17 protein-coding genes are annotated in these 25,963 nt (G+C 62.4%); 11 read left to right on the plus strand and 6 right to left on the minus strand.

Translation table 11 applies throughout. From position 1 onward, the window contains the following. The first annotated feature begins 10 nt into the window (after positions 1-10). The 7 genes from BLW71_RS14640 (at position 11) to BLW71_RS14670 (ending at position 8,931) form a co-directional block, all read left to right on the plus strand. Positions 11-997, plus strand: a complete 987-nt coding sequence (locus BLW71_RS14640) for a LacI family DNA-binding transcriptional regulator (RefSeq protein WP_091797003.1) — start codon at positions 11-13, stop codon at positions 995-997. Next, complete coding sequence (locus tag BLW71_RS14645; protein WP_091797005.1) at positions 994-2,277, plus strand: AGE family epimerase/isomerase; 1,284 nt, start codon at positions 994-996, stop codon at positions 2,275-2,277. The genes BLW71_RS14640 and BLW71_RS14645 overlap by 4 nt, the downstream gene beginning before the upstream one ends. Continuing rightward, complete coding sequence (locus tag BLW71_RS14650; RefSeq protein WP_091797007.1) at positions 2,274-3,191, plus strand: carbohydrate kinase family protein; 918 nt, start codon at positions 2,274-2,276, stop codon at positions 3,189-3,191. Before BLW71_RS14645 ends, BLW71_RS14650 begins: the two co-directional genes overlap by 4 nt. Positions 3,192-3,312: 121 nt before the next feature. Further along, entirely contained in the window at positions 3,313-3,543 is a 231-nt protein-coding gene (locus BLW71_RS14655; RefSeq protein WP_091797009.1) for a hypothetical protein, read from the plus strand. Positions 3,544-3,642: 99 nt separating this feature from the next. Beyond that, positions 3,643-3,888, plus strand: a complete 246-nt coding sequence (locus tag BLW71_RS14660) for a hypothetical protein (RefSeq protein WP_091797011.1) — start codon at positions 3,643-3,645, stop codon at positions 3,886-3,888. 207 nt (positions 3,889-4,095) lie between these two features. Further along, a complete protein-coding gene (locus BLW71_RS14665) occupies positions 4,096-5,067 on the plus strand; it encodes an ion channel (protein ID WP_091797013.1) in 972 nt (323 codons plus the stop codon). Positions 5,068-5,343: 276 nt separating this feature from the next. Further along, a complete protein-coding gene (locus tag BLW71_RS14670; RefSeq protein WP_091797015.1) occupies positions 5,344-8,931 on the plus strand; it encodes an indolepyruvate ferredoxin oxidoreductase family protein in 3,588 nt (1,195 codons plus the stop codon). Between the two features lie 88 nt (positions 8,932-9,019). Here BLW71_RS14670 and BLW71_RS14675 read toward each other — a convergent pair whose 3' ends face one another. Beyond that, positions 9,020-9,721 (minus strand): copper homeostasis protein CutC, encoded by a 702-nt coding sequence (locus BLW71_RS14675; RefSeq protein ID WP_091797017.1) that lies wholly within the window; start codon positions 9,719-9,721, stop codon positions 9,020-9,022. A gap of 111 nt (positions 9,722-9,832) precedes the next feature. Beyond that, positions 9,833-11,110: a sensor domain-containing phosphodiesterase gene (locus tag BLW71_RS14680; RefSeq protein WP_091797019.1), complete on the minus strand. Its 1,278-nt coding sequence runs from the start codon at positions 11,108-11,110 to the stop codon at positions 9,833-9,835. Positions 11,111-11,515: 405 nt separating this feature from the next. Here BLW71_RS14680 and BLW71_RS14685 point away from each other — a divergent pair, with 405 nt between their 5' ends. Next, positions 11,516-13,171 (plus strand): Na+/H+ antiporter, encoded by a 1,656-nt coding sequence (locus tag BLW71_RS14685; RefSeq protein ID WP_091797021.1) that lies wholly within the window; start codon positions 11,516-11,518, stop codon positions 13,169-13,171. A gap of 112 nt (positions 13,172-13,283) precedes the next feature. Here the strand turns inward: BLW71_RS14685 and BLW71_RS14690 are convergent, their stop codons facing one another. The 3 genes from BLW71_RS14690 to BLW71_RS14700 all read right to left on the minus strand — a co-directional run bounded on the left by BLW71_RS14690 (position 13,284) and on the right by BLW71_RS14700 (position 18,369). Next, a complete protein-coding gene (locus tag BLW71_RS14690; protein ID WP_091797023.1) occupies positions 13,284-14,591 on the minus strand; it encodes a solute carrier family 23 protein in 1,308 nt (435 codons plus the stop codon). Between the two features lie 109 nt (positions 14,592-14,700). Further along, positions 14,701-16,266 carry a methyl-accepting chemotaxis protein gene (locus BLW71_RS14695; RefSeq protein WP_091797025.1) on the minus strand — a complete coding sequence of 522 codons (1,566 nt, stop codon included), beginning with the start codon at positions 16,264-16,266 and terminating at the stop codon, positions 14,701-14,703. A gap of 552 nt (positions 16,267-16,818) precedes the next feature. Continuing rightward, a complete protein-coding gene (locus BLW71_RS14700) occupies positions 16,819-18,369 on the minus strand; it encodes a sensor domain-containing diguanylate cyclase (protein WP_091800855.1) in 1,551 nt (516 codons plus the stop codon). Positions 18,370-18,860: 491 nt separating this feature from the next. On the opposite strand from BLW71_RS14700, the gene BLW71_RS14705 reads away from it, so the two are divergent. Together BLW71_RS14705 and BLW71_RS14710 are read left to right on the plus strand one after the other, a co-directional pair. Next, entirely contained in the window at positions 18,861-20,606 is a 1,746-nt protein-coding gene (locus BLW71_RS14705; protein ID WP_091797028.1) for a methyl-accepting chemotaxis protein, read from the plus strand. A gap of 730 nt (positions 20,607-21,336) precedes the next feature. Continuing rightward, entirely contained in the window at positions 21,337-22,701 is a 1,365-nt protein-coding gene (locus tag BLW71_RS14710) for a tyrosine-type recombinase/integrase (protein ID WP_091797030.1), read from the plus strand. A gap of 28 nt (positions 22,702-22,729) precedes the next feature. On the opposite strand, the gene BLW71_RS40925 is transcribed toward BLW71_RS14710, so the two are convergent. Further along, on the minus strand, positions 22,730-23,980 hold the full coding sequence (locus BLW71_RS40925) for a hypothetical protein (protein ID WP_143048338.1): 1,251 nt from the start codon (positions 23,978-23,980) through the stop codon (positions 22,730-22,732). A gap of 226 nt (positions 23,981-24,206) precedes the next feature. On the opposite strand from BLW71_RS40925, the gene BLW71_RS14725 reads away from it, so the two are divergent. Further along, positions 24,207-25,934 (plus strand): TIGR04141 family sporadically distributed protein, encoded by a 1,728-nt coding sequence (locus tag BLW71_RS14725; protein ID WP_218157119.1) that lies wholly within the window; start codon positions 24,207-24,209, stop codon positions 25,932-25,934. Positions 25,935-25,963 lie beyond the last annotated feature (29 nt).

A 25,963-nucleotide genomic window follows, 5' to 3' on the forward strand; every position in this document is an offset into this window, starting at 1 on the left:
GCCTGATTCGATGGCCACAACCATCCGCGACGTCGCCCGCGCGGCCAGCGTGTCGATCGGCACCGTCTCACGCGCACTGAAGAACCAGCCGGGCCTGTCCGAGGCCACCCGCGAGCGCGTCGTCGAAGCGGCGCGCAAGCTCGGCTATGACGCCGCCCAGCTGCGTCCGCGCATTCGCCGCCTCACGTTCCTGCTGCACCGTCAGCACAACAATTTCGCCGTCAGCCCGTTCTTTTCGCATGTGCTGCACGGCGTGGAAGACGCCTGCCGCGAACGCGGCATCGTGCCCTCCGTGCTGACCGCCGGCCCCACCGAAGACGTGATCCAGCAGATGCGCCTGCATGCGCCGGATGCGGTGGCGATTGCCGGTTTCGTCGAACCGGAAACGCTGGCCACGCTGGTGGCGATGCAACGCCCGCTCGTGCTGATCGACCTGTGGGCGCCCGGCATGCGTTCGGTGAATCTCGATAACGCCGCAGGCGCCACGCTCGCCATGCGGCACCTGTTCGAACAGCAGCGCAAGCGCGTCGCGTTTATCGGCGGTTCGCTCGCGCACTTCAGCATCGCGCAGCGGGCGCTCGGCTACCGGCGCGCGTTTTTCGAAGCGGGCTTGCTGTTCGACCCGTCGCTGGAAGTGCCTATCGACGCCGGCCTCGATCCCGACAGCGGCGCGGCGCGTGCAATGCATCAGCTGCTCGACGCGCCGGGCCCACGTCCCGACGCCGTGTTCGCCTACAACGACGCCGCCGCGCTCGCCGCGCTGCGCGCCTGTCTCGCGCGCGGCCTGCGCGTGCCCGAGGACATCGCCATCATCGGTTTCGACGACATTCCCGCCGCCGCGCATGCCACGCCGCCGCTGTCCACCATCTCGGTCGACAAGGAAGCGCTCGGCCGGCGCGGCGTCGAGCTTCTGCTTGAAGACGCACCTGCCGAACTGGAAGTCCGCCTGCCCGTTCATCTCATTGCCCGTGCCAGTACTTTGGTGAAAACGCCATGACGCAATCCGATCCGCTTCACCCCGCTAACGGCGCCGTTGCGGTGCCGCCCGTCGAGAGCTTTCGCAAGCGCGACTTTCTGCTCTCGCATGTGCAGGACACGTTGCGCTTTTACGCGCCGAACGTGTTCGATCCGAGCGGCGGCTTTTTCCATTTCTTCCGCGACGACGGTTCGGTCTACGACAAAACCACACGGCATCTGGTGAGCAGTTGCCGCTACGTCTTCAATTACGCGATGGCGTATCGCCAATTCGGCGACCCGCAGCATCTCGAATACGCGCGCCACGGTTTGCAGTTCCTGCGCGAGGCACATTGGGACGCCCAGCACGAAGGCTACGACTGGGAACTCGAATGGCACGACGGCAAGAAGCGCACGCTCGACGCGACGCGCCACTGCTACGGCCTCGCGTTCGTCCTGCTCGCGTATTCGCATGCGGCGATGGCCGGCATCGAGGAAGCGAAGCCCATGATCGGCGCGACCTTCGAGTTGATGGAACACCGCTTCTGGGACGCCGCCGCGGGCCTCTATGCCGACGAAGCATCGCCCGAATGGCGGGTCAGTTCGTACCGCGGGCAGAACGCGAACATGCACACCACCGAGGCGCTGCTCGCCGCGCACGAAGCGACCGGCCATCTCGTCTACCTGGATCGCGCCGAACGGGTGGCGTCGAATATCACGCTGCGGCAGGCAAAGTTGTCGCAAGGGCTGGTGTGGGAGCACTTTCACGCGGACTGGTCGGTCGACTGGCACTACAACGAGGAAGACAGCTCGAACATTTTCCGGCCGTGGGGTTTCCAGCCGGGGCATCAAACCGAATGGGCCAAGCTGCTGCTGATTCTCGAGCGCTTCCGGCCGTTGCCGTGGCTGTTGCCGCGCGCCATCGAACTGTTCGACGCCGCCATGACGCACGCCTGGGATGAAGACCACGGCGGCCTCTATTACGGCTTCGGTCCCGACGGCACCGTGTGCGACCACGACAAATATTTCTGGGTGCAGGCGGAGACCTTCGCGACCGCCGCGCTGCTCGGCAAGCGCACCGGCAACGAACGCTTCTGGGACTGGTACGACGAGATCTGGCGCTATAGCTGGGCGCATTTCGTCGATCACAAGTATGGCGCGTGGTATCGCATCCTCACGTGCGACAACCGCAAGTACAGCGACGAAAAAAGTCCGGCCGGCAAGACCGACTATCACACCATGGGCGCGTGCTACGAAGTACTGGCCCACGCGCTGCCCGATGGCGCGGCCACGGCGTCCGAATCCGCGGAGCAGACAACATGAGCAACCCCAGCGCGAATAGCGAATTCCCTCTCTTCGTCTCAGCCGGCGACATCCTCACCGATCTCGTGCGCACCGGCCCTTCGCAATGGCTGTCGCGCCCCGGCGGCGCCGGCTGGAACGTGGCGCGCTGCGTGGCGCGGCTCGGCCTGCCCACTGCGTGCGCCGGATCGCTAGGCGTCGACAATTTCTCCGATGAACTGTGGAACGCGAGCGTGGCCGCAGGGCTCGACATGCGCTTCATGCAGCGCGTGGAACGCCCGCCGTTGCTCGCGATCGTGCATCAGACGCATCCGCCCGCGTACTTCTTCATGGGCGAGAACAGCGCCGATCTGGCCTTCGATCCGGCGAAACTGCCGGCGGGCTGGGCGAGCCATGTGAACTGGGCGCACTTCGGCTGCATCAGCCTCGTGCGGCAGCCGATCGGCGACACGCTCGCCACGCTTGCCGCCGAGTTGCGTTCGCAAGGCGTGAAGATCAGCTTCGATCCGAACTACCGGAATCTGATGGAGCACGGCTATGAACCCACGCTGCGCAAAATGGCCGCGCTCGCCGATCTGATCAAAGTGTCGGACGAAGACTTGCGCCTGCTGTTCAAAACCGACGACGAAGCCGGCGCACTTGCGCAGCTGCAGGCCATGAATCCCGCCGCCACCGTGCTGGTCACACGCGGGCCGGAGAGCGCCATGTTGATCGACGGCGCGATGGTGACCGAGGCGCGGCCGCCGCGCGTCGAGGTGGTCGACACGGTCGGCGCGGGCGATGCGTCGATCGGCGGCCTGCTGTTCAGCCTGATGACCGCGCCGCAGCGCGCGTGGCCGGAGCACCTTGCGTTCGCGCTGGCCGCCGGCGCGGCCGCGTGCCGCCACGCCGGCGCGCACGCGCCGTCGCTCGATGAAGTCGTGGCGCTCCTGTAATCCGGTTGCCTTGTACGGCGCGCATTGTCACTGGCATAACGCGCCGGCAGGGTGGAGAACCCTGGCGCCGCCATCGTGCTAGGATGAAAAAACCGAAACCTTTGGAAGATGGAGCGACGCCATGGACGACATCACTTACACCAAAGGCATCTACACGGCCATTGCCTCGATACGCGAAATAGATAGCGATACCTGGCAGGGCGTGGTCACCCTCACGCGCGACGAAGGCGACGCAACCGCCGACCAGGAAACCACGGTCTACGAAGTCGACGCCACTTCGTCCACGCCTGAGGAAGCCCTCGAGGAAGCCAAGGCGCTCGCTCATCGCATTCTCGGGGAAATCGAACTCTAGGCAGACCGGCGCCGCGCTTTTCGCTTTTCGCGTTTGCTTCTTGCGTTTGCTCTTTGCGTTCGCGTTGCGCCACCCTGGACTAACTGGCCGGAGGCGGTCATGGCTGAACAGCTCTTCCTCTACGGCGTGTATTCGATTCACGTCCGCCCGCTCGAACTCAGCGGTGCTCGCTGGGATGCGGAATACGAAATCCGCCATCGCGAGAAAGCCGTCAAACCGTGGACGACGGTCGGCGGCGACAACGGTTACGGCGCCGCGACCGAAGCTGTCGCGGCGGCGCATCAGCAAGCTGTCGACGATATCGAACACGGTGCGGGCATTCCCAAACCGCGCGCGTTTCCGTGAGTGCGAACCGCGCAGGCTTTCGCGTTAATGACAGGGTTGCGCGATCATTTCAGTGCCCGGCAGTACGCCGTGCCTTGACGTAAGAGTCGCACGCGGCAGCCCGCCGCGCGGCTCGCCTTTCAAGCGCCCGCGCACCCGCCCAAAACCACGCTCCGTGGCCAAAACGGCGTGCTACGCTTTGGCCGTTTTCATTTCCACGACCCTGCAATGGCGACAGAACCGACAGACCGTCCTTCAAGCTTCGGCAATGGCGAAGCACGCGCGCCGGCACGCCGCCCGCGCGGCAGCCGCGAATTGCGTCTGGACGATCGCGTGGTCATCGCCCACGGCATGCCGACACCGCTCTGGCAGGATCTCTATCACCGCGCCCTCGTGGTTCGCTGGCCGACCTTTTTCGTGTCGCTCGCGGTCCTGTTCCTGCTGCTCAACACTGCGTTCGCCACGCTCTACCTGCTGGGCGACGCGCCGATCGCCAATCAGTTTCCGGCGGGTTTCAGCGGTGCATTCTTCTTTAGCGTGGAAACGCTCGCCACGGTCGGCTACGGCGACATGCATCCGCAAACCGTTTACGCGCACTGGATCGCCACGCTGGAAATTTTCGTCGGCATGTCCAGCATTGCGTTGGCGACGGGGCTGATCTTCGCGCGCTTTTCGCGCCCGCACGCCAAGATCATGTTCACCCGCTACGCGGTGATCCGGCCGATCGACGGCCGCATGACGCTGATGGTGCGCTCGGCCAACGCGCGTCAGAACGTGATCGCTGAGGCCCGCGCGAAACTGCGCATTCTGCGCCAGGAGACCAGCGCCGAAGGTTATACGTTGCGCAAGCTCTATGACCTGACGCTGTTGCGCGATCAACACCCGGTGTTCAAACTGGGCTGGACGCTAATGCACATCATCGACGAAAGCAGTCCGCTGTTCGGCGAAACCGCCGAGACGCTCGAAGGCCGCGACACGTCGCTGATTCTCACGCTGGAAGGCGTCGACGAGTCGACCTCGCAAACCATGCAGGCGCGCCACATGTGGTCGTGCGATCAGATCTACTGGCATCACCGTTTCGCCGACATCATGAGCGAGCAGGACGGCGTAAGCCATATCGATTACGCGCATTTCGACGAAATCGTGCCGCTCGACGACGCGCCCGTCGTGGCCCCGAGAGCGCCGGCGCCGGTGCAGTAAGCGGGTCGAAACGCACCAGGGCATACCCGAATGCCGCCGCCGCGTGGCAGATCTATCTCAAAACTCCGTTAAAACGCTCGGCTCTTCTCGCCTCTTCGCGGGTTGCTGACCAAAGTAGAAATAATTCACTCTAATCGGCGCTAAAAAATAGAGTCTCTTTCGCTGCGCCAACTTCGTGGTCCCCACCACCGCGCACGGATGCAAACCGCAACCATGTTGCATGGGATCGGAGTAAGCGCTAAAGCGCCAACTCCGATCGACAACGGAGACTCCCCCATGACCGCTCGCCTGCGCATCGACGGCACGCCCGCACTGGCCGATTACAAGCTATCCGATAACCTCACCGCGACGCGCGGCCGCATCTTCCTGACCGGCACGCAGGCGCTGGTGCGCCTCGCGCTCATGCAGCGCGCCGCCGACAAGGCTCGCGGCCTGAACACCGCCGGCTTCATTAGCGGTTATCGCGGCTCGCCGCTCGGCATGGTCGACCAGCAGTTGTGGAAGGCGAAAAAACTGCTCACGGCGAGTGATATTCGCTTCTTGCCCGCCATCAATGAAGAACTCGGCGGCACCGCCGTGCTCGGCACGCAGCGAGTGGAGTCCGATCCGGAGCGCACCGTCGAGGGCGTGTTCGCGATGTGGTACGGCAAGGGCCCGGGCGTGGACCGCGCCGGCGACGCGCTCAAGCACGGCAACGCTTACGGCTCGTCGCCGCACGGCGGCGTGCTGGTGGTGGCGGGCGACGACCACGGCTGCGTGTCGTCGTCCATGCCGCATCAGAGCGACTTCGCGTTGATGGCCTGGCATATGCCGGTCGTGAATCCGTCCAACATCGCCGACATGCTCGAGTTCGGTTTGTACGGCTGGGAGTTGTCGCGCTTCTCGGGCGCGTGGGTCGGCTACAAGGCGATCTCCGAAACGGTCGAATCGGGCTCGACGGTCGATCTCGACGCGCTGCGCACAGACTGGGCCGCGCCGCAGGATTTCGAAGCACCGGCAGGCGGCCTGCACAACCGCTGGCCCGATCTGCCCAGCCTGACGATCGAATCGCGGATGCACGCCAAGCTCGACGCGGTACGCCACTTCGCGCGCGTGAACAGCATCGACAAATGGATCGCGCCGAGTCCGCATGCGAACGTGGGGATCGTGACCTGCGGCAAGGCACACCTGGATCTGATGGAAACGCTGCGCCGTCTCGATCTGACCGTCGCCGATCTGGAAGCGGCCGGCGTGCGGATCTACAAGGTCGGCCTGTCGTTTCCGCTGGAAATGACGCGGATCGACGCGTTCGTCTCCGGCTTGTCCGAAGTGCTGGTGATCGAGGAGAAAGGCCCGGTCATTGAACAGCAGATCAAGGACTATCTGTACAACCGCTCGCAAGGCACGCGGCCGATCGTGATCGGCAAGAACGCCGAAGACGGCACGCTGCTGCTGTCCTCGCTCGGGGAATTGCGGCCGTCGCGCATTCTGCCGGTGTTCGCCAACTGGCTCGCGAAGCACAAGCCCGCGCTCGATCGTCGCGAACGCGTGGTCGATCTGGTCGCGCCGCAAATTCTCTCGAACGCGGCGGACAGCGTGAAGCGCACGCCGTACTTCTGCTCGGGTTGTCCGCACAATACCTCGACCAAAGTACCGGAAGGGTCGATCGCGCATGCGGGCATCGGCTGTCACTTCATGGCTTCATGGATGGAGCGCGACACGACCGGCCTGATCCAGATGGGCGGCGAAGGCGTGGACTGGGCGTCGCACTCCATGTTCACGAAAACGCGCCACGTATTCCAGAATCTCGGCGACGGCACCTACTTCCACTCCGGCATTCTGGCGATCCGCCAGGCGGTGGCCGCGAAAGCCACCATCACGTACAAGATTCTCTATAACGACGCCGTCGCGATGACGGGCGGCCAGCCGGTGGACGGCAGCATCTCGGTGCCGCAGATCGCGCGTCAGGTGGAAGCCGAGGGCGTATCGCGCTTCGTCGTGGTCAGCGACGAGCCGGAGAAATACGACGGCCATCACGACCTTTTCCCGAAGGGCACCACGTTCCACCATCGCAGCGAAATGGACACCGTGCAGCGCGAATTGCGCGACACCGACGGTGTGACCGTACTGATCTACGACCAGACCTGTGCGGCGGAAAAACGCCGGCGCCGGAAAAAAGGCGAATTCCCCGATCCGGACAAGCGTCTTTTCATCAACGAAGAAGTTTGCGAAGGCTGTGGCGATTGTGGCGTGCAGTCGAATTGCCTGTCAGTCGAACCGGTTGAAACGGCACTGGGCCGCAAACGCCGCATCGACCAATCGTCGTGCAACAAAGACTATTCGTGCGTGAATGGCTTCTGCCCGAGCTTCGTCACGGTGGAAGGCGGCAAGCTGAAGAAAGCCGCGGGCGTCGCATTCGATCCGCAAGCATTGGCCGCACGCGTCGACGCTTTGCCGATTCCCGCAACGCATCTCGACGCCGCGCCGTACGACATTCTGGTGACGGGCGTCGGCGGCACGGGCGTCGTGACGGTCGGCGCATTGATCAGCATGGCTGCGCATCTGGAAGGCAAGAGCGCGTCCGTGCTCGACTTCATGGGCTTCGCGCAAAAGGGCGGCTCGGTGCTGTCGTTCGTGCGTTTCGCCGCGCGTGACGAGTGGCTCAATCAGGTGCGTATCGACACGCAGCAAGCCGACGTGCTGCTCGCCTGCGATATGGTGGTCGGCGCAAGCGCCGATGCGCTGCAAACGGTGCGTCATGGCCGCACGCGCATTGTCGTGAACACGCATGCGATTCCGAACGCGACGTTCGTGACCAATCCTGATGCGACGCTGCACGCCGACGCCCTGATCGACAAGATGCGTCACGCGGCAGGCGCGGAGCGCATGTCGACGTGCGACGCACAGGCACTCGCCACGCGCTTTCTCGGCGACACGATCGGCGCGAACATTCTGATGCTCGGTTATGCCTGGCAACTTGGACTCGTGCCCGTATCGTTCGGCGCGATGATGCGCGCGATCGAATTGAACAACGTCGCCGTGCAGATGAACCAGCTCGCGTTTTCGATCGGCCGCCTCGCTGCGCAAGATCCGGCCGCGCTCGAATCGCTGTGGCAGGCACGGCATCTGGCGAAGCAGGCTGTGCGCGTCGATACGCTCGACGAACTGATCGCGCATCGCGAAGGGCGTCTGCAGATTTACGGCGGCGCGGCGTATGTGAAGCGCTACCGCGCGCTGGTCGATGCGGCACGCCGCGCGGAGACGGCCGTGGACACGAAGAGCGAACGCGTGACGCGCGCGGTGGCAACCACGTTCTATCGTCTGCTCGCGGTGAAGGACGAATACGAAGTGGCGCGCCTGCATACCGATGCCGCGTTCCGTGAAGCGCTGGAAGCGCAATTCGAAGGCGTGGCCGGCAAGGACTTCGGCATCAAGTTCAATCTCGCGCCGCCGACGCTCACGCGCCCGCAACCCGGCAAGAATCCGGCCAAGAAAACCTTCGGCCAATGGATGTGGCCGGTGCTCGGCACGCTGGCGAAGTTCAGCAGCCTGCGCGGCACGATGCTCGATCCGTTCGGCCGCACGCTGGAGCGCAAGATGGAGCGTGAACTTGCCGGCGACTACGAGACCACGATGCAACGCGCGTTCGCCAAGCTCAACGCCGGCAATCTGGAAGACGTGGCGAAGCTCGCCGACCTGCACGCCCGCGTGCGCGGTTATGGTCACGTAAAGCTCGCGAATCTGGCGGGTGTGAAGCGTGGCGAGCGCGATCTGGCCGCACGCATGCAGATCGAAGCGGCAACCGGTGAATCGGTGCGGAAATCGCTCGAAGAGGTAAAGGGCGCGGGGCAGTTGCGCGGCATTCCGGTGGTCGTGGCGAAGTAGTTTTCTTCGCTGTCCTTGCACGTGGACATGCGTGAATCAATGCCGCTTCGGGAGCGATCTCTAAGCGGCATTTTCTTTGCCCGGCGATTTAGCTACGCGATGCGTCCAGCAGCGCTCTGACTTTCGCGACCCTGGCCGCATCGACCGGCGCGAGACCCTTGCCGTCCACGCGAACGCCCGAACCGAAATGCACCGCTTCGACTTGCGTGCTGCTCACAAAACCGGCAACGGCATCGACCGTCAAGCCGGCGCCGGCCAGCACCGTCAAATGCGAACCGAACGCTTGCCGCACCAGCTCGCGGATCGTCGCTTCCGCGTGCAGAACTGAAGGTTGTCCACCCGAGGTCAGCACATTCGTAACGGCATCGAAACCGAGCAGCACGTCGAGCGACTGGCGCATATCACGCGCTTCGTCGAACGCGCGGTGAAAGGTGATTGCCAGTCCATCTGCCGCGTCGATCGCACGCGCGAGGCCTTCGCGATCGATCTCGCCCGCGGCATTCAGCATGCCGATCACGACCCCGTTCGCGCCTGCCGCCTTGACCGCCCGCACGTCGCGCAGCATCACCGCGTAATCGTCGGCGTCGTACACGAACGAGCGGCTATGCGGCCGCACGATTACGTTCACGGGAATCTCGACCGCCGCCACCACCGCTTCGATCAAGCCGAGGCTCGGCGTCAGGCCGCCCTCGCCCATTGCGGTGACAAGTTCGAGACGGTCGGCGCCCGCTTGCGCGGCAAGGCGCGCGTCGGCAACGGTCGTGGCAATGACTTCTAGAAGGACGGACATAAGCACGGCTGAAGATCGTTGAAACCGACATGATCTCCAAAAATGCCCCGGGCCGCCCCAACTTTTTTGCGCTCCCTTGAGAGGCTGCCGCGCAACGACAGTTAGGGACACTCAAAAATGCTCTTCGTCTACCCAATCAATGTCGCCGCACAACACGCAGGTCTGCGCGCCGACACGCGTCGCCACCGAAAGCGTCACGCACGGCAACGCCTCGTTGATCGACAGATAGGGACGCGTCACATGCACACGCTCCGGCGCATTGATCGCATCGCGAAAATACGGTCGACGCAGCCAGTTCGCGCCCTGCGCGTCGGCGAGCGGCAGAAAGCGTGTTTCATGCGCCGCGCGATCGGCGCGCAGCACGACGTTGCGGCCCGCCTGCTTGCCCTTCGCGTCGAGCAGAAAGCAGCGCGCCGCATGGTCGAGGGCGAGAAAATTCCAGCACACTTCCTCGAGCGGTTCGCCGGCCGCGAGGCGTTCCGCCGCCCGCTCGAAAGCCCGCAAGTACGGCGCAAGCCGGCTTGCGTTGCGGCGCTCGCGCGCTTCGGTCTGGTCGCGATAACGCTCGGTGAGCTCGCTGATGCACGTGGTGGCGTGCAGCGCGTCGGCCGCGCCCGGGTTCGGGCGGCCGAAGAAAAAGCCTTGCACGAAGTCCGCGTTGCAGGCGAGCGCCATTTGCGCTTCATGCTCCGTTTCCACGCCTTCGATCAGCACCAGTTTGCCCGCCTCGTGCAGCAGCGCGACGAGCCCCGGCAGAATCGTCGCCATGTCGGCACGATGCGCGGCGTGCGACAGCATGACGCGATCGAGCTTCACGATATCCGGATTCAATTGCCAGATCCGTTCGACGTTCGAGTGTCCCGCGCCGAAGTCGTCGAGTGCGATCAGGAAACCGCGCTCGCGGAACTGGCGCACGGCGTCGGCGAGACGCTCCAGATCTTCCGCGCGATGTTCGAGCACTTCGAGCACGATGCGCCGCGGCGGCAAATCGAGCCGCTTCAACGTGGCCAGCAACGCGGCGGCGAGATACGGATCGGTGAGCGCGCCGGGATGCACGTTCAGGAACAGCCATTCGCGCTCCGCGCCGAGCACCTTGAAATTTTCCAGATGCAGCGTCTGGGCCAGCCGGTCCACCTGAAGCACGTCGCCGAGGCGCGCGGCTTCGCCGAATACGTCGAGCGGCGACACGGGCCGGTCGAGCCCATCATGCGCCCGCAGCAGCCCTTCGTAGCCGACAGCCCGCATATGCGACAGACTGAAAATCGGCTGAAACACGCTGCTTAGCGTGAGCTCGCCATGCTGCACCGTAAAACGTTCGAGCCCCGACGTCATCTCGACCTCGAAGCCATGCGGCGCGCTGGCCGTTCTTTCCTGTTGCGCAATCGTCATGCAGTCCTCTCACGCGAGAGCCGGGCCGGTCCGAACGCGGAGGCGAACAACCTCGGCGCCGTTTCTCAAATGTGCGTCATCGATATACCTTAAGCAAGCTCCATGCGCACGCTGACGCACATTCCAATGAAATTTATACGAAAGATTGCGCACGCGGACGGGAGCATGCGCCGCTCGTGGGCGTAGAGCGCACCGTTAAGGTGCGCAACCTCGTCGAGGCGCTCATGCGCCGCGGATTGGCGCCTTCGCGGCGCCTTCGTGACGCCCTCATGCCACCCTCGTGCCGCGCCGGCGATGGCACAAGCCGTCGACGGGCTAAACTTCGGCCTTGCACTTCGTAAGCGCCGCATGGCCGATAGGCGAAGATCACCGAAGCAACGCCGTTATATCCCCCGAAATAGACCGATGGACATTGTCTTTACCGTATTGATTCTTTTGCTCGCCGTCGCCGCCTCGGGCGTCGTCACCCGCATCTTGCCGGTCTCGTTGCCGCTGCCGCTCGTGCAGATCGCGATCGGCGCGTTGCTCGCATGGCCGAAGCTCGGGCTGCACGTCACGTTCGACCCGGAAATCTTCATGATGCTGTTCATTCCGCCTTTGCTGTTCGCGGACGGATGGCGCATTCCCAAGCGCGAATTCTTCATGGCGCGCCGCTCGATCCTGATGCTCGCGCTCGGCCTCGTGTTCATGACGGTGCTGGTGGTCGGCTACTTCGTGCATGCGCTGGTGCCGTCGATCTCGCTGCCGGTTGCGTTCGCGCTGGCCGCGGTGTTGTCGCCGACGGATGCGGTGGCGCTGTCCGGCATCGTCGGCAAGGGCAAGATCCCTGGGCGGCTCATGCACATTCTGGAAGGCGAGGCGCTGATGAACGACGCGTCGGGACTGGTCGCGTTGAAGTTCGCCATTGCCGCCGCGCTGACCGGCGTGTTTTCGTTGCGCGAAGCGTCGATCAGTTTCGTGATCATCGCCGCGGGCGGCCTTGCGATCGGCGCGGCAGTGAGCTGGCTGTTCAGCTTCGTGTCGGCGCGCTTCCTGAATCTCACCGAAGAAGGCGACCCGGCGCCCGGCGTCGTGATGACGCTGCTGATTCCGTTCGCCGCGTATCTGATCGCCGAACGCCTCGAGTTGTCCGGCATTCTGGCCGCGGTCGCCGCCGGCATGATGATGAACTACGCGACGATTGCGAACGCCGGACCGGTGTCGTCACGGGTGCGCGCCACCAGCACGTGGACGATGATCGAGTTCGTCTTCAACGGCATGGTGTTCATTCTGCTGGGGCTGCAGTTTCCACACATTCTCGGACGCGCATTGCTCGACGCGCACGAGACCAGCAACGCGCAGGTCTGGCTGCTGATCGGCTATATCGCCGCGGTCGGAGTGGCGCTCTATGCGATGCGCTTCGTGTGGGTGTGGCTGCTGCGCTGGTTCGCGAGCCGCGGCGCCGCGAAGCAGGGCGTGGCGAATGCGGTGCCGGGTTTGCGCACGGTCACGATCACGACGGTGGCCGGCGTACGCGGGGCCGTGACACTCGCGGGCGTGCTGTCCTTGCCGGAGGTGTTGCCGGGTGGCGTCCCGCTGCCGGGCCGCGATCTGGCGATCTTCATCGCATCCGGCGTGATTCTGCTTTCGCTGCTGGTGGCCGTCGTGGCGCTGCCGCTGTTGCTGAATGGCTGGCGCCGTGGCAAGGATCCGCATGCCGCCGAGGAATTGCTCGCGCGCACGATGGCCGCGCAAGCGGCGATTCGGGCCGTCGACGAGGTGCACGACACCGAGTGCGCTGATCTGGATGAATCGGCTTCGGCGTACGCGGCGGATGTCACCGCGCGAGTCATGGACCTCTATCGGCGCCGCCTCGCCACGCTCGATGAAGAGCAGGAGCCCCGCGAGCTGGCGCGCCGCGCCGATGCGCTGGAGTTCAGAATGAAGCTCGCGGCCATGCGAGCCGAGCGCAAGACACTGCTCGCGCTGCGCAGCACTCAGGAGATCAATGACGAGACGTTGAACAAGCTGATGCGCGAAGTGGACCTGTCAGAGACTGCGCTGACGGCGCGCAGGCGCTGACGCGCGACGCTGCGTGATGGCGGTTCCAGCGGCTGGCGCGTTTCTCCGCATGAGACATCACGGAGACAGAAGCCCGCGCCGCCGCCGAACCGCTTGATACGAGAGAGGAGGCTCAGGCCACCGGACCTTGCGCCGGCTTCCTTCTCAGCAGAGCGTAGAGAATGATCGCGCCGAACGTCGCGGTGCCGATGCCGCCCAGACCGAAACTGCCGAGCTTCAACGAGAAATCGCCGGCGCCGAGCACGAGCGTGACCGCGGCCACGATCAGATTGCGGTTGTCGGAGAAGTCCACCTTGTTGACGACCCAGATGCGCGCGCCGGTCACGGCGATCAGCCCGAACACGACGATTGACACACCGCCCAGCACCGGCCCGGGAATGGTCTGGATCACCGCGCCGAACTTCGGCGAAAAGCCCAGCACCAGCGCGATCACCGCGGCGATCACGAAGACCAGCGTCGAATAGATCTTGGTGACGGCCATCACGCCGATGTTCTCCGCATACGTCGTGACACCGGTGCCGCCGGCAAAGCCGGACACGATCGTCGCGAGTCCGTCGCCGAGGAATGCGCGGCCGACGTAGCGGTCCAGATTCTGGCCCGTCATCGCGCTCACCGCCTTGATGTGCCCGAGGTTCTCCGCCACCAGGATCACCGCGATCGGCGCGAGCAAGGTCATGGCCTGCATGTTGAAAACGGGCGCCGTGAAGTGCGGCATACCGAACCACGCGGCGTTGGCGACGATGGCGAAATCGATCGGCTTGCCCATGCCGAGGCCATTCGTGACGATCGCGTAGATCACATACGCCATCAGCAGGCCGACCAGAATCAGCAGACGCTGCAGCATGCCGCGCGCGAACACCGCGACCGCGCCCACGCACAGCACGGTGACCAGCGCCATCCACGAATCGAAGTTGCTGCCGCTCACGCCGTGCACGGCGATCGGTGCCAGATTCAGACCGATCACGCAGACAATCGCCCCGGTGACCACCGGCGGCATCAGCTTCTCGATCCATTGGGTGCCGACCGCCGACACGATCAGGCCGATCACCGCATACACCACGCCGCACGCGATGATCCCGCCGAGCGCCACCGGAATGTTCAGGTTCGGCCCGTGGCCGCCGTACCCCGTCACCGCGATCACGAGACCGATGAACGCGAAGCTCGAGCCGAGATAGCTCGGCACGCGCCCGCCCACCAGCACGAAGAACAACAGCGTGCCGATGCCCGACATGAAGATGCACAGGTTCGGATCGAAGCCCATCAGCAACGGCGCGAGCACAGTCGAGCCGAACATCGCGACGACGTGTTGCACGCCCATTGCGAACATTTGCGGCCACGCGAGCCGCTCGTCGGTGCCGACGATGCGGCCCTCGGCCGGTGCGGGCTGCGCACGCCAACGGGGGAAGTAGGAATCGGCCATGGCGGGGGTTCTCCTCTGTTCGGCGCTATTTATGGTGGCGCGGCGCCGGAACAAGGCGTCGCCCAGGAATTACGCGCGAGTGTACGGAGTGCCACCAGGCCTGGCAAGTTCAGCCGTGCCGGGCTTCCAGCGAAAATACCGTGACGGCCGCCTGCAGCTGCCGCGCCTGATCCGCCATCGACGCCGCTGCGGCAGCCGCCTGCTCGACTAGCGCCGCGTTCTGTTGCGTCACGTCGTCCATCTGCGCGACCGCGCGGTTGACCTCTTCGATGCCGGTGCTCTGCTCCTGCGACGCCGACGAAATCTCGCCCATGATGTCAGTCACCCGTTTGACCGCGTGCGTGACTTCAGCCATGGTCTGCCCGGCCCGCTCGGCCAGTTCGGCGCCACTGCCCACGCGCGCCGTCGAGCTTTCGATCAGCTCCTTGATCTCCTTGGCCGACAACGCGCTGCGCTGCGCGAGCGAGCGCACTTCGCCCGCCACCACCGCGAAGCCGCGCCCCTGTTCGCCGGCGCGCGCCGCTTCCACCGCCGCGTTGAGCGCGAGGATATTGGTCTGGAACGCAATGCCTTCGATCACCGCGATGATGTCCGTCATGCGCTTCGAGCCGGCCGCCAGTTCGCGCATGGTTTCGACGACGTCGCCCACGAGGTGGCTGCCGCGCGCCGCCACTTCCGAAGCGCCGTGCGCGACGCCGCCCGCCTGCTGCGCGTTCTCGGCGTTCATCTTCACTGTCGAGGTCAACTCCTGCATGCTCGACGCGGTTTCCTGCAGCGCGGCGGCCTGTTCCTCGGTGCGCTGCGACAGATCGGTATTGCCCTGCGCAATTTCACCCGACGCCATCAGGATGGACTCGCTCGATTCGCTGATGCCCGACACGATGCCGGCCAGCCGCTCACGCATGTTGCGCAACGCGAACAGCAGGCTGTGGGTGTCGCCGGTGCGGGTCTCGACGCGCACGCTCAGGTCGCCGTCCGCGATGCGGTTGGCGATCTGCATCGCGTAATCCGGTTCGCCGCCGAGTTGCGCGGACAGACGGCGCGCGATCACCATGGCGAGCAGCATCCCCGCGACGATCGCGCCGAGCACCAGCACGCTCATGACGATGCGCATGTGCTGATAGCCGGCGGAGGCTTCCTGCTGCGCTGCGTTGGCCTGCTCGCGGCGATAGTCGATCAGCGCCATGATGCGATCGCGCAGCGCCTCACTCGACGCAATCGCGCGACGCACGAGTTCGTTGTTGTCGACGCCGGCCGGAACCGGTTCGAGACCGATCTGCTGATGCACGATGCCTTCCCACGCCGCCGACGCGCGCAGCACGTCGTCGAACATGGCCTGACCCTTGCTCGTTCCGATCGTCGCGCGGTACTGGTCGTAGCCGCCGTGCATTTCCTTGAGCGAGCCGACAATGCTGTCCTTCAACTTTTGACGGCCGGCGTCGTCGGCCGCATAGCCGAGGTTCGCGGCGGCCAGATCGGAGTCGATCTTGTGGCGGTTCGCCTCTTCCATCCAATAGAGGCCGTTCATGTGTTTATTGCCGATCGCCTCGGTAATGTCGTGCATCGACGACAGCGTACTCAGCGAAGTCACGCCGATCACGACGCAAAAACCAATCACAACGGAAAACGCCAGCAGCAGTTTCCTGAACACAGGCATGCGGTCGAACCACTTCATTTCACCATCCTTCACGAGTCACGACGGGACGCTCGAGTCGCCGCGCCATCGCGAAGTATTTCGCGACCTTCTGGCTGCGCAGCGACGCTCCCACCTCATTTACGGCGGCCATCACCGCGACTTGATGCGCGAAATGTCAGGAATAACCGGGACAGGATGTTGTAAGCGATGCCGAAGGGACTGGGCCGGATCGCAAAAGACCGGACGATCGGCAAGTTGACGCCACGATTGGGATTTGTCTGATTTATGGGGCGGCGGCGGACACTTAGACTTGGCCTGCTGCGTTGATCCCCATGAGCAAGCGCATGCGATGTTGTAACTCTCCGACTTTTCCGCTCACGCTCCCCCAGCGTGAGCGGTTTTTTTTCGTCAGTATGATTTGTTGCTCGCGCACGATCTGTTACTCGCGCAAGCGCACTTACGCGTTGGCGTTCACGCGTGTGTTGCGAAAGCGGCGCCTGCGCGGCACGTCTTTGGCGATCTTTGTCCTCTCCGGCAGCGCACGACGCGTCGAGCAATCTGCATCGCGCAATCGAAGCATCGCCCGATTCGTCAGGTGGAGTTTTTCGCTTGGGTGACGGATTCCGCTGCAGAGGCAGAGCCGGGCGTCGCACGGATCACACGCATCGCACGGGTGGTCGCGTGGTAGCACAGCACGCGATTGCGGCCTGCGTCTTTGGCTTCGTAGAGAGCTTCGTCGGCACCATTCACGAGGGCGCGACTCGTGGCGAATGTGTCGCGTAGCGCAGTCGCGACGCCAATGCTAACGGTGAGCACATGGTGCGAGCTCGCCACGTGGCGAAGCTGGAGCGCCTGAACCGCGGCGCGAATCTTCTCCGCGATATGGGTTGCGCCGGTTTCGTCGGTATCCGGCAGCAGCACGGCAAACTCTTCGCCACCATAGCGCGCCGCCGTGTCGCCTGGGCGCCGCACGCTCTGCGCAATACAGCGGGCCACGCTAATGAGCGCTTCATCGCCCGCCGAATGGCCGTACAGATCGTTAAAACCCTTGAAACTGTCGACGTCGATCAGCAGCATCGACAACGGCCACGCGTTGCGCTGCGCGCGGCGCCACTCTTCTTCCGCCTGCTCCTCGAAGGTGCGGCGATTGAAGAGGCCGGTCAGCCCGTCGGTGCGGGCCAGCACGCGTAACTCTTCTTCCGCCGCGCGGCGATGGCGCAGTTGCTGGGAGAACAGCATAGCCAGCGCGATAATCGTCACGTCGAGCGCGCCGATCAGCGAGCCAATGATCCACGCACGGCGCCGCCATTCCACGTAAATGTCGTGCGTGGACAGCGCGACGTCGAGGATCAGCGGATACATGTCGATATGACGGAACGCGTACCAGCGCTCGACGCCGTCGATCGCCGCCGTGCCGAAGAAGTCACCGCTCGGCTGCTGGGTGAAGCGTGAGTAATTGGAAGTGCCGGTCAGATTGATGCCGATGATTTTCGGATCGTACGGACGCCGCATCAGCATCGTGCCGTCGTTCAGCATCAACGCCATCGATCCGCCGGCGCCGAGATTCATGCCGGCGAACAGTCTGCGAAAATAGGTGAGGCGCATGGTGCCCACCACCACGCCGCCGAAACTGCCGTCCGGCCGCGTGATCCGCCGGCTCAGCGCGATGCTGACGTCTTTGCCGCTCACTTTCGGCATGAACGGGTGGCTGATGAACAGGCCGGCATTGGGAGAGTCCCGCTGCACCTTGAAGTAATCACGGTCGGCGAGATTGATCTGGCGCGGTGGCGAGGCCTGTGAGTCGAACCTGACGTTGCCGGCCTCGTCGGTTACGAGGATCGAACCCATGTCTTTCGCGCTTGCCGAGCCGTCGAACAGGACCATCTGGCGGAGTGCCGGCTTCAGGTCGAGCACGCCGGGCTGTTTCAGCCCATCGATCACCGCACGCAGCGAAAGGTCGTAGATCTCGAGATTACGCGACACGTCGCGCTCTACCAGCAACGACACGTTAAACACGGAATCCTGCGCGCGCCGCAATGCGTCGTCGCGCATTTGCGCCAGCACCCACACGGCGATCGCGAGAATCGCGCTAGCTAGCACGATGCTGATCGCAATCACGATGTTCGGTCGGCTCGTCACCATGGTTTTTCGTTCGAGCAGGCGCGGACCCGCGCGCGTGAGCATGAAGGCCGCGTCCGGGCTGGCGCGTACCGTGAACCGGTAGCGTACCAGACGCTGTGGCGCGCCGAACGATCCGCAAGGCGGGTTTTTGCCATGTCCTCCGTCCGCGTTCAGAACGCCGACACGAGACGCAAGTGTAATCCGAGCCTTTCACTCAATGACCAAATTATTCAATCGGCACGAAATTGTGCGTTTCTTCGGTCATCGTGCGCAAACTTTCTAGTGATATACCCGATTAGCCTTCAGGAGTAGCGGTCGCGATCCGATATTCGGTGAATGGGATGCCTCTTTTGCGTCTTACGTCGATGCGGCAAGTCATGCATTCGACATGAGACACGGAAGCGGTAAACAGCGCGGGGCCGCCGCCATGTACGACGGCCACACAGACGCTCCCATGCCCGGACCTGAGAGTCCATTGCGAAGCATTCACGTTTCGTTATTGGAGAAAAATCATGACATTGAAGCACCTCACAATCAAAGCCAAACTCATTGCCGGCTTCGGCATGCTGTCTCTAATCGTCGTCGCGGTCTCCTCGCTTTCGCTGAAGGCGCTGAGCGACTCAACCGATGGATTTTCCGGCTTCGTGCACGGCATCAACGCGCGCGCCGACATGGCGGTGCAGGTGCGAACCGCCGTCGACCGCCGGGCCATCGCCGCGCGTAATCTCGTGCTCGTAACGAAACCTCAGGATCTGGACCTCGAGAAAGCCGACGTGCTGCGCGCACATGAAGATGTGCAAACCAATCTGAAGAAGCTCAACGACATGATCGCCGCCGCGACCGACACCTCGGAGAAAGCGCGCAGCCTCGTCGCCGAGATCAATCGGGTGGAGGCAGCGTACGGACCGGTCGCCACCGACATCGTCAATCTCGCGCTGAACAACAAACGCGACGAAGCGATCGTCAAGATGGACGATCAATGCCGGCCGCTGCTCGCCGCGCTGATTCGCGCGACTAACGCGTATGCCGACTACACGCACGGCCGCCAGGAACAGATGATCAACGAATACGCGGCGCACTACGAGAACCAGCGCAACCTGCTGATCGCGATGAGCCTGATCGCGGTGGCACTCGCGATCGGCGCATGCGTGCTGATCACGCGCGCCGTTACCGGACCGTTGCGCCAGGCGATCGACGTTGCGCGCACCGTGTCGGAAGGCGATTTGCGCACGCGCATCACCGTGAACGGCCGCGACGAAACCAGCAAGCTGTTGGGCGCCCTGCGCGAGATGAACGAACGGCTGACGACGATCGTCGCACGCGTGCGCGACAGCAGCACGAGTATTGCCGGCGCGGCACGCCAGATCGCCGCGGGCAATATGGACCTGAGCCAGCGTACCGAACAGCAGGCTGCGTCGCTGCAGGAAACGGCGTCGAGCATGGAAGAGCTCACTTCCACCGTGAAGCAGAACGCCGACAATGCGCAGCAGGGCAGCATGCTGGCCACAAATGCTTCGTCAGTCGCGCAAAAAGGCAGCGAAGTGGTCGGCCAGGTGGTGAGCACGATGCACGACATCAGCGACAGCTCCACCAAGATCGCCGACATCACCGGCATTATCGAAGGCATTGCGTTCCAGACGAACATTCTTGCGCTCAACGCGGCCGTCGAAGCTGCACGCGCGGGCGAACAGGGTCGCGGTTTCGCGGTGGTCGCGAGCGAAGTCAGAAGCCTGGCGCAGCGTTCATCGAGCGCAGCCAAGGAGATTAAAGACCTGATTGCCAGCTCCGTGGACAGGATCCGCGACGGCTCGGTACTGGCGGGTGAAGCCGGCAAGACGATGGCCGAAGTCACCCAGGCGGTGGCGCGGGTGACGGACATCATGTCGGAAATCGCGGCGGCATCGAGCGAACAAAGCCGTGGCATCGAGCAGGTCAATCTCGCGATCACGCAGATGGACAACGTCACGCAACAGAATGCCGCTTTGGTAGAAGAAGCGGCGGCGGCTTCGCGGTCGATGGAAGATCAGGGCCAGCAGTTGAACGAGGCGGTGGCATTCTTTCAGATTCTGAATAGCGATGCGGCAATGGCTTCTGGTTCTGCTGTTCCCGTGCATAAGGAAATACAGCGACGCGAATCGGCTGTTGCGCCTGTCCGGCGCGCCGTGCGCGCGACGCCCGCGCCGGTTGCCGCGCCGGTTGCCGCAATGGCGACGGCAGCCGTGGCGGTCGGTGCGGATGACGGGTGGGATCGGTTCTGAGCGTTCTTCTCTGACTAAGCGCGGTGCCAGGGTGCGCGGCGCAAGCATGCGGAGGCGTGATGCGTCGCAGACGCGCGGCATGCGACCAGCGTTGGAAGATCAAACAAACGTTTCCTCTCGGCTTCCTTGCATCAACGCGAATATCGAACCGCGCCGCCGAGCCGCGCGAGTGCGGCGGCCATTTCGGTTTCGTCGAGATTGCCGTAGCCAGCCCGCACGCTTTGCATGTCCTCGCCATTAGGCGAGAACCGACGGCCAGCGAGTAGACGAATGCCAAGCCGCTCGGCGCGATCGACCAACTCGCCGGCTGAAGCTGCCCGGGCACGTTCGAGGGCGCTTGACGCGGGTTAGTACGGGTTGGTTCGGGTTGATGGCTTGTAACGAGGCTTTGGCGTTGAGGATGCGCCTTTGCTCCCGGATTGCATCGCTCGGGGTTTAGGTCTTTGAGTGGAAAAGAAAGAGCCCTGCAAGTCTTTGGACTTGCAGGGCTCTGATATGGCCGTTTGGTGGAGAGGAGGAGGATCGAACTCCCGACCTTCGCATTGCGAATACGAACAAGTCGAGATTCATCTGGATAGATCGACATACATCGACCCGCGCAAATCATTGTATTTTAATGAATATCTTAAGATCAACAACTCATTCATGTTGATCAAAATACCTTCACTACCCCATAATTCGGTTACACAGCAGTTACACGGGATTGCCGACTCACAAAAAAGGAGGCTCGGTGGCGAAGGTCAATTTCACTGCAGCGCGGATAGAAGCCCATCGCTGCACCGAAGGTAAGTCACAGTCGTTTCTCTGGGACAGCAAGACGCCGGGGCTGGGTTTGCGGGCCACAGCTGGCGGTGCCAAAGCTTACATTTTCCAAGGGAAAATACATGGTTCGACGGTACGGATCACCATCGGTGATCCGAGAAGTTGGGCAATCGATGTGGCACAGGAGCGAGCACGTAGCCTCCAGACGCTCATCGACGGCGGCATCGATCCGCGGGAACGAGAGGCTGAGCAAAAGGCTGTACACGAGGCGCGACAGGCAGCCAAACGCCGTCAGGGTGTGACCGTCAGGGAAGCCTGGGACCAGTACCTAGAGCATCTGAGAACGAAGATTTCACCCAAGACGAAGAAGCCGAGGTCGGAAAGGTACATCACAGACCATATCAACCTCTCCGCGCCCGGCGGTGGTATCGCAAAACGTGGAGGCAAAGAAAAAGTACGCGGCCCGTTGGCACCACTCATGCCACACAGACTGTCCGAGATCACGGCAACGAGTATGACCGAGTGGCTTGAGGTTGAAATAGCCCGAGGACCGACGAACGCCGCTCATGCGTTTGGTCTGTTTAAGGCGTTCATTCGATGGTGTGACACGCACGACACATACGCAGGCACTATATCCCACGACGCCTACGCGTCGCCAAAGGTAAAGGGAATTCTGCCTCGTAGCGTCGCGAAAGACGACTGTCTGCAGCGCGAACAGCTGAATGTTTGGTTTGGCGCCGTCCGTTGCATCGAGAATCCTGTCATCGGTGCGTACCTGCAAGGCCTTCTGATCACAGGCGCTCGTCGGGAAGAGCTAGCGGCATTGCGCTGGGAAGATGTGGACTTCCGCTGGCGCAGCATAACCATGAACGACAAAATCGAGGGTACCGGCGGCAGAACTATCCCGCTGTCTCCGTATTTGGCGAGTCTATTGTTGAATCTGAAACGACTGAATGAAACTCCTCCCAACAAGCGGCAGGGCACGCGTCTCGCCCAACATGGCAAGCAGTGGGCACCATCCGAGTGGGTATTTGCCAGTAAAACGGCATCAGATGGGAAGATTGCCGAACCGCGGCATGCGCACAACCGCGCGTTGGCCCCAACGGGTTTGCCGCACATTTCACTGCACGGCCTGCGCCGATCGTTCGGTACTCTGTCGGAGTGGGTAGAGGTCCCTGTTGGGGTCGTCGCCCAAATCCAGGGGCATAAGCCGTCGGCAATCGCGGAGAAGCATTATCGACGCCGCCCGCTCGATCTACTGAGGATGTGGCACGATAAAATCGAAGCTTGGATGCTCGAGCAAGCCCAAATTTCGTTCGAGCCAACGAGGTAAGTCACTGCGGCTTCACTTCATCGCAGGCCTAGTCTCGATCTGTGGGCATGCTGCTCACGCGGCGACGGGTAGGATCTAACTCATCTGCAACCGTCGCGGCCCATTCGCGCCAAGCGCTGTATCCGTCCGCGGGCCGAGCAGCGCCTCCTAACCTGCTATCGAGCAACGCGAGATAGGCACGGATCAGTTCTGCACGTTGCCAACTCTCGACTTCTAAAAGTAACTCCTCGCGTCGTTGACCCTCTTCCTCGACCTTCCTTTTTGCTTCCTTTCGCTGCCGTTCATCTTCCTGTCGACTGATTTCAGCCTCTTTCCATTTCCGGTCACGTTCGGCCCATTCGATGATCCTTTCGAGAGAGCCACTATGTCGATAGTCGATGGCCGCAAGAATGCGTTCAAGCTGGCGCTCGAGCAGTTGATCCGGAAGGTCAGGTAGCTCTGTGTGACCTGTGCCTTGCTGCTCGACAAATAGCGCAAGCTTTCCAGTGGGCGTCAGCGTTCGCATGGGTTCGCGAGACTTGTCCCAGCTGTTGATACGGTATCGGGTACCCTGAGTCAGCTTTTCGGTGACGCGAATCTCAACATAGGCGCCATCCTTCGACAACTTTAATCGCTCGTCACCATTTGTCATTTCGACTGCGTATCCACCAAGCTCTGCCGAATGGCAGATCATGTTGAGCACCGACAGCCCTCGTTTATAACTACCCAGGGACAGACGTGCAACAAGCTTGCGATGCGTGGCAGTCAGCAGCAGTTGACCGGCGTCACAAAAGTACTCCCACCTTCCATATATGGCATCGGCATCAGGTGGATAACGCTTTCCCGGATGAGCCTGCTCCCACTCATGTCTCTTTTTAAGGTGATCGGCACGAGCAGCGTCTTTTTCCATTTGGTCGCGCAATCCCTTGATAGCGCGATGCCAATCTCGCCGTTCCTGCAAAGTCTCAATCAAATCGCTGACATTTCGCCGCGCCTGCTCGCGGATTCGCAGGCCTACGCGCCGTCTCGGACGATCGACTACAGCTTCGATCGCTGAAGTAGCCGTCACAATTTGTTGTGCCGACATAGGCGGAAGTGCGGGCCGCTCTACTGCCCGCCCTAGTTCAACGCGCGTCCAATGCCCTAGCGCAGGCACCGGCACCTGAAGTGCGTCACATACTCGCCGAACATCGGCGCCAGAAATACCGTATTTCTCGCCAACGCGCACCATTGGAGCGGCCCACACCTCCCCGAATAGTTGCTCGCGATTGAATAAAGTCGAAATCCCGGCGTCAGTCATCGGCGTTTCCCTTTGTTCCAAGCAATCGAAGTTTATGTTCGATCATAGCCAACGACGTAGCAATGTAGAGAAGGGCGTAGGTGGAACGAGCCATCCTTTCTAACAATTTGCTTTCAACCCTTTGGGGCTGCATTTTGTCGAAGGATATTGACGATCGCCGCATATTGGGAGCACTGTTTCGGAACTCAGTTTCACGCCCGCTGGGCGCGACGCCGGGAAAACGAAAATGATGGCGGGGGCGATGATGAGAGAGCATCAATCCAAACGAGAGCATCTTACGATCTATCTGGTCAGGGATGTGAAGCTGAAAGACGACCAAATCGTCAAAACCGACCGAGCAAAGCCGCCTATTGACTTGAAAATTAGCGAGGGAAACGCCCGCCTTTACGCCAAGAAAACCTCGCGTCCGAAATTGCCAGACTGGGCTCCGTTTCTCGTCCGCAACCAAGAGGTGCCGCCCGATCTTTTCGAGGGTAACCGGTCGGAGGGAGCCGTCCTGCTGGTCCGGCATGCCGGCGCGGTGTTCGCGCTCTCGTTCGGGATGGGGCACCACCTCATCAACCTTGACCTCGCCGATCGCGACTTCGGCTTGCGTGTGACGCTCAATTCGATTGACCCGCAAAAGCTGCGCAGCCTCGACAAGGCGAGCCACGAGGTCAATCCGTTGCACATACGGAGCCAAAGCTCGCGAGACGCCGATATATTCGATTTGAATATCGACCCCGAGCTCGACATGGTCCATGCGGTCACAGGAACATCTGAGGTCGCGCTCTTCGGCGAGCACATTAGCGGTCGCGACGCGCTGACCATCAATCCACCAGCGACTCTCGACGACCTACCAAAGATTCTGGCCGAGGCACTGGCCCACCGGGACAAGCCGCTCCCCGAGCGATTCGCCTGGATAGACAATGTTCATCGAGTGCGCGACTCAACGATGATCGAATGCCTCGACGACGCACTCACCGACGCCCTGCAATCCGATCCCCGACCGGAGAACCTCTGGCTTGGGGAACCAGAGATTGTCGATTGGGAAAAGCAGACCGGCTACTCGTTCGACCAGCGGTCCAAGACAGCGCACCACCGCACGCTCCAACTCGACCAGTTGATCGACTACATCGCCGACCATGGCGGCAAACCTAACGCGACACTGCTCCGATCCATCTCCGTCCACGTGAACGATGCAAACTACCAGTCGATCAAAAGCTGGGCGGCCTATCGGTGCCTATACGCGGAACTCCCCATGGGCGACGAGACCTTCATTCTACGCAACGGCCTGTGGTATGAAGTCAGCCGCAAGTTCGTCGATGAGATAGACGCTCACTTCAGGCGGCTCGAAGTTGACCCGGCGAAGATGCCCTTCTACCAACACGCCAATGAAGGGCTATATAACGCGAGCGTCGCAACGGAAAACTCCGGATACGAACTGCTCGACAAGAAAAACATTTCGTTTGGCAACGGTTACGACAAGATCGAATTTTGCGACCTCGTGCGCGACGGACGCGATCTCATCCACGTGAAGCTCTATAGGAGCTCAGCCACGCTCAGCCACCTCTTCGCCCAAGGAAGCGTATCGGCCGAGACCTTCATGCGCCATGAGGAGTTTCGGGTCAAGCTCAACGAAAAGCTCCCCGCCAGCATCAAGCTCGACGACCCTCTCGCGCGTCCTAAGGCCGAGAACTACCGGATCGTCTACGCCATCGCAACCACGAAGGATCTTCCAAAAGATCTGCCGTTCTTTTCGAAGATCACGCTCAAGAACGCCATCATCGGCTTGAACGGGCTTGGCTTCGGAGTCGCGTTAGCACGCATCGATGTCGATCCAGTCTTCCTGAAAACCGCCAACTATAAGCCCGCTAGAAATGCAGCCGGAGCGTCGAAGCTGGCAAGGAAGCCGAGACAGACAGCACAACGCGGCGGCATTCATGCCCCACCCGCAACGCCGCCCTCCGCATGACTTTCACCGCCGATCGACAGGCAATTTCT

Source organism: Burkholderia sp. WP9 (genome assembly GCF_900104795.1).
In the GTDB taxonomy this organism is placed as follows: domain Bacteria; phylum Pseudomonadota; class Gammaproteobacteria; order Burkholderiales; family Burkholderiaceae; genus Paraburkholderia.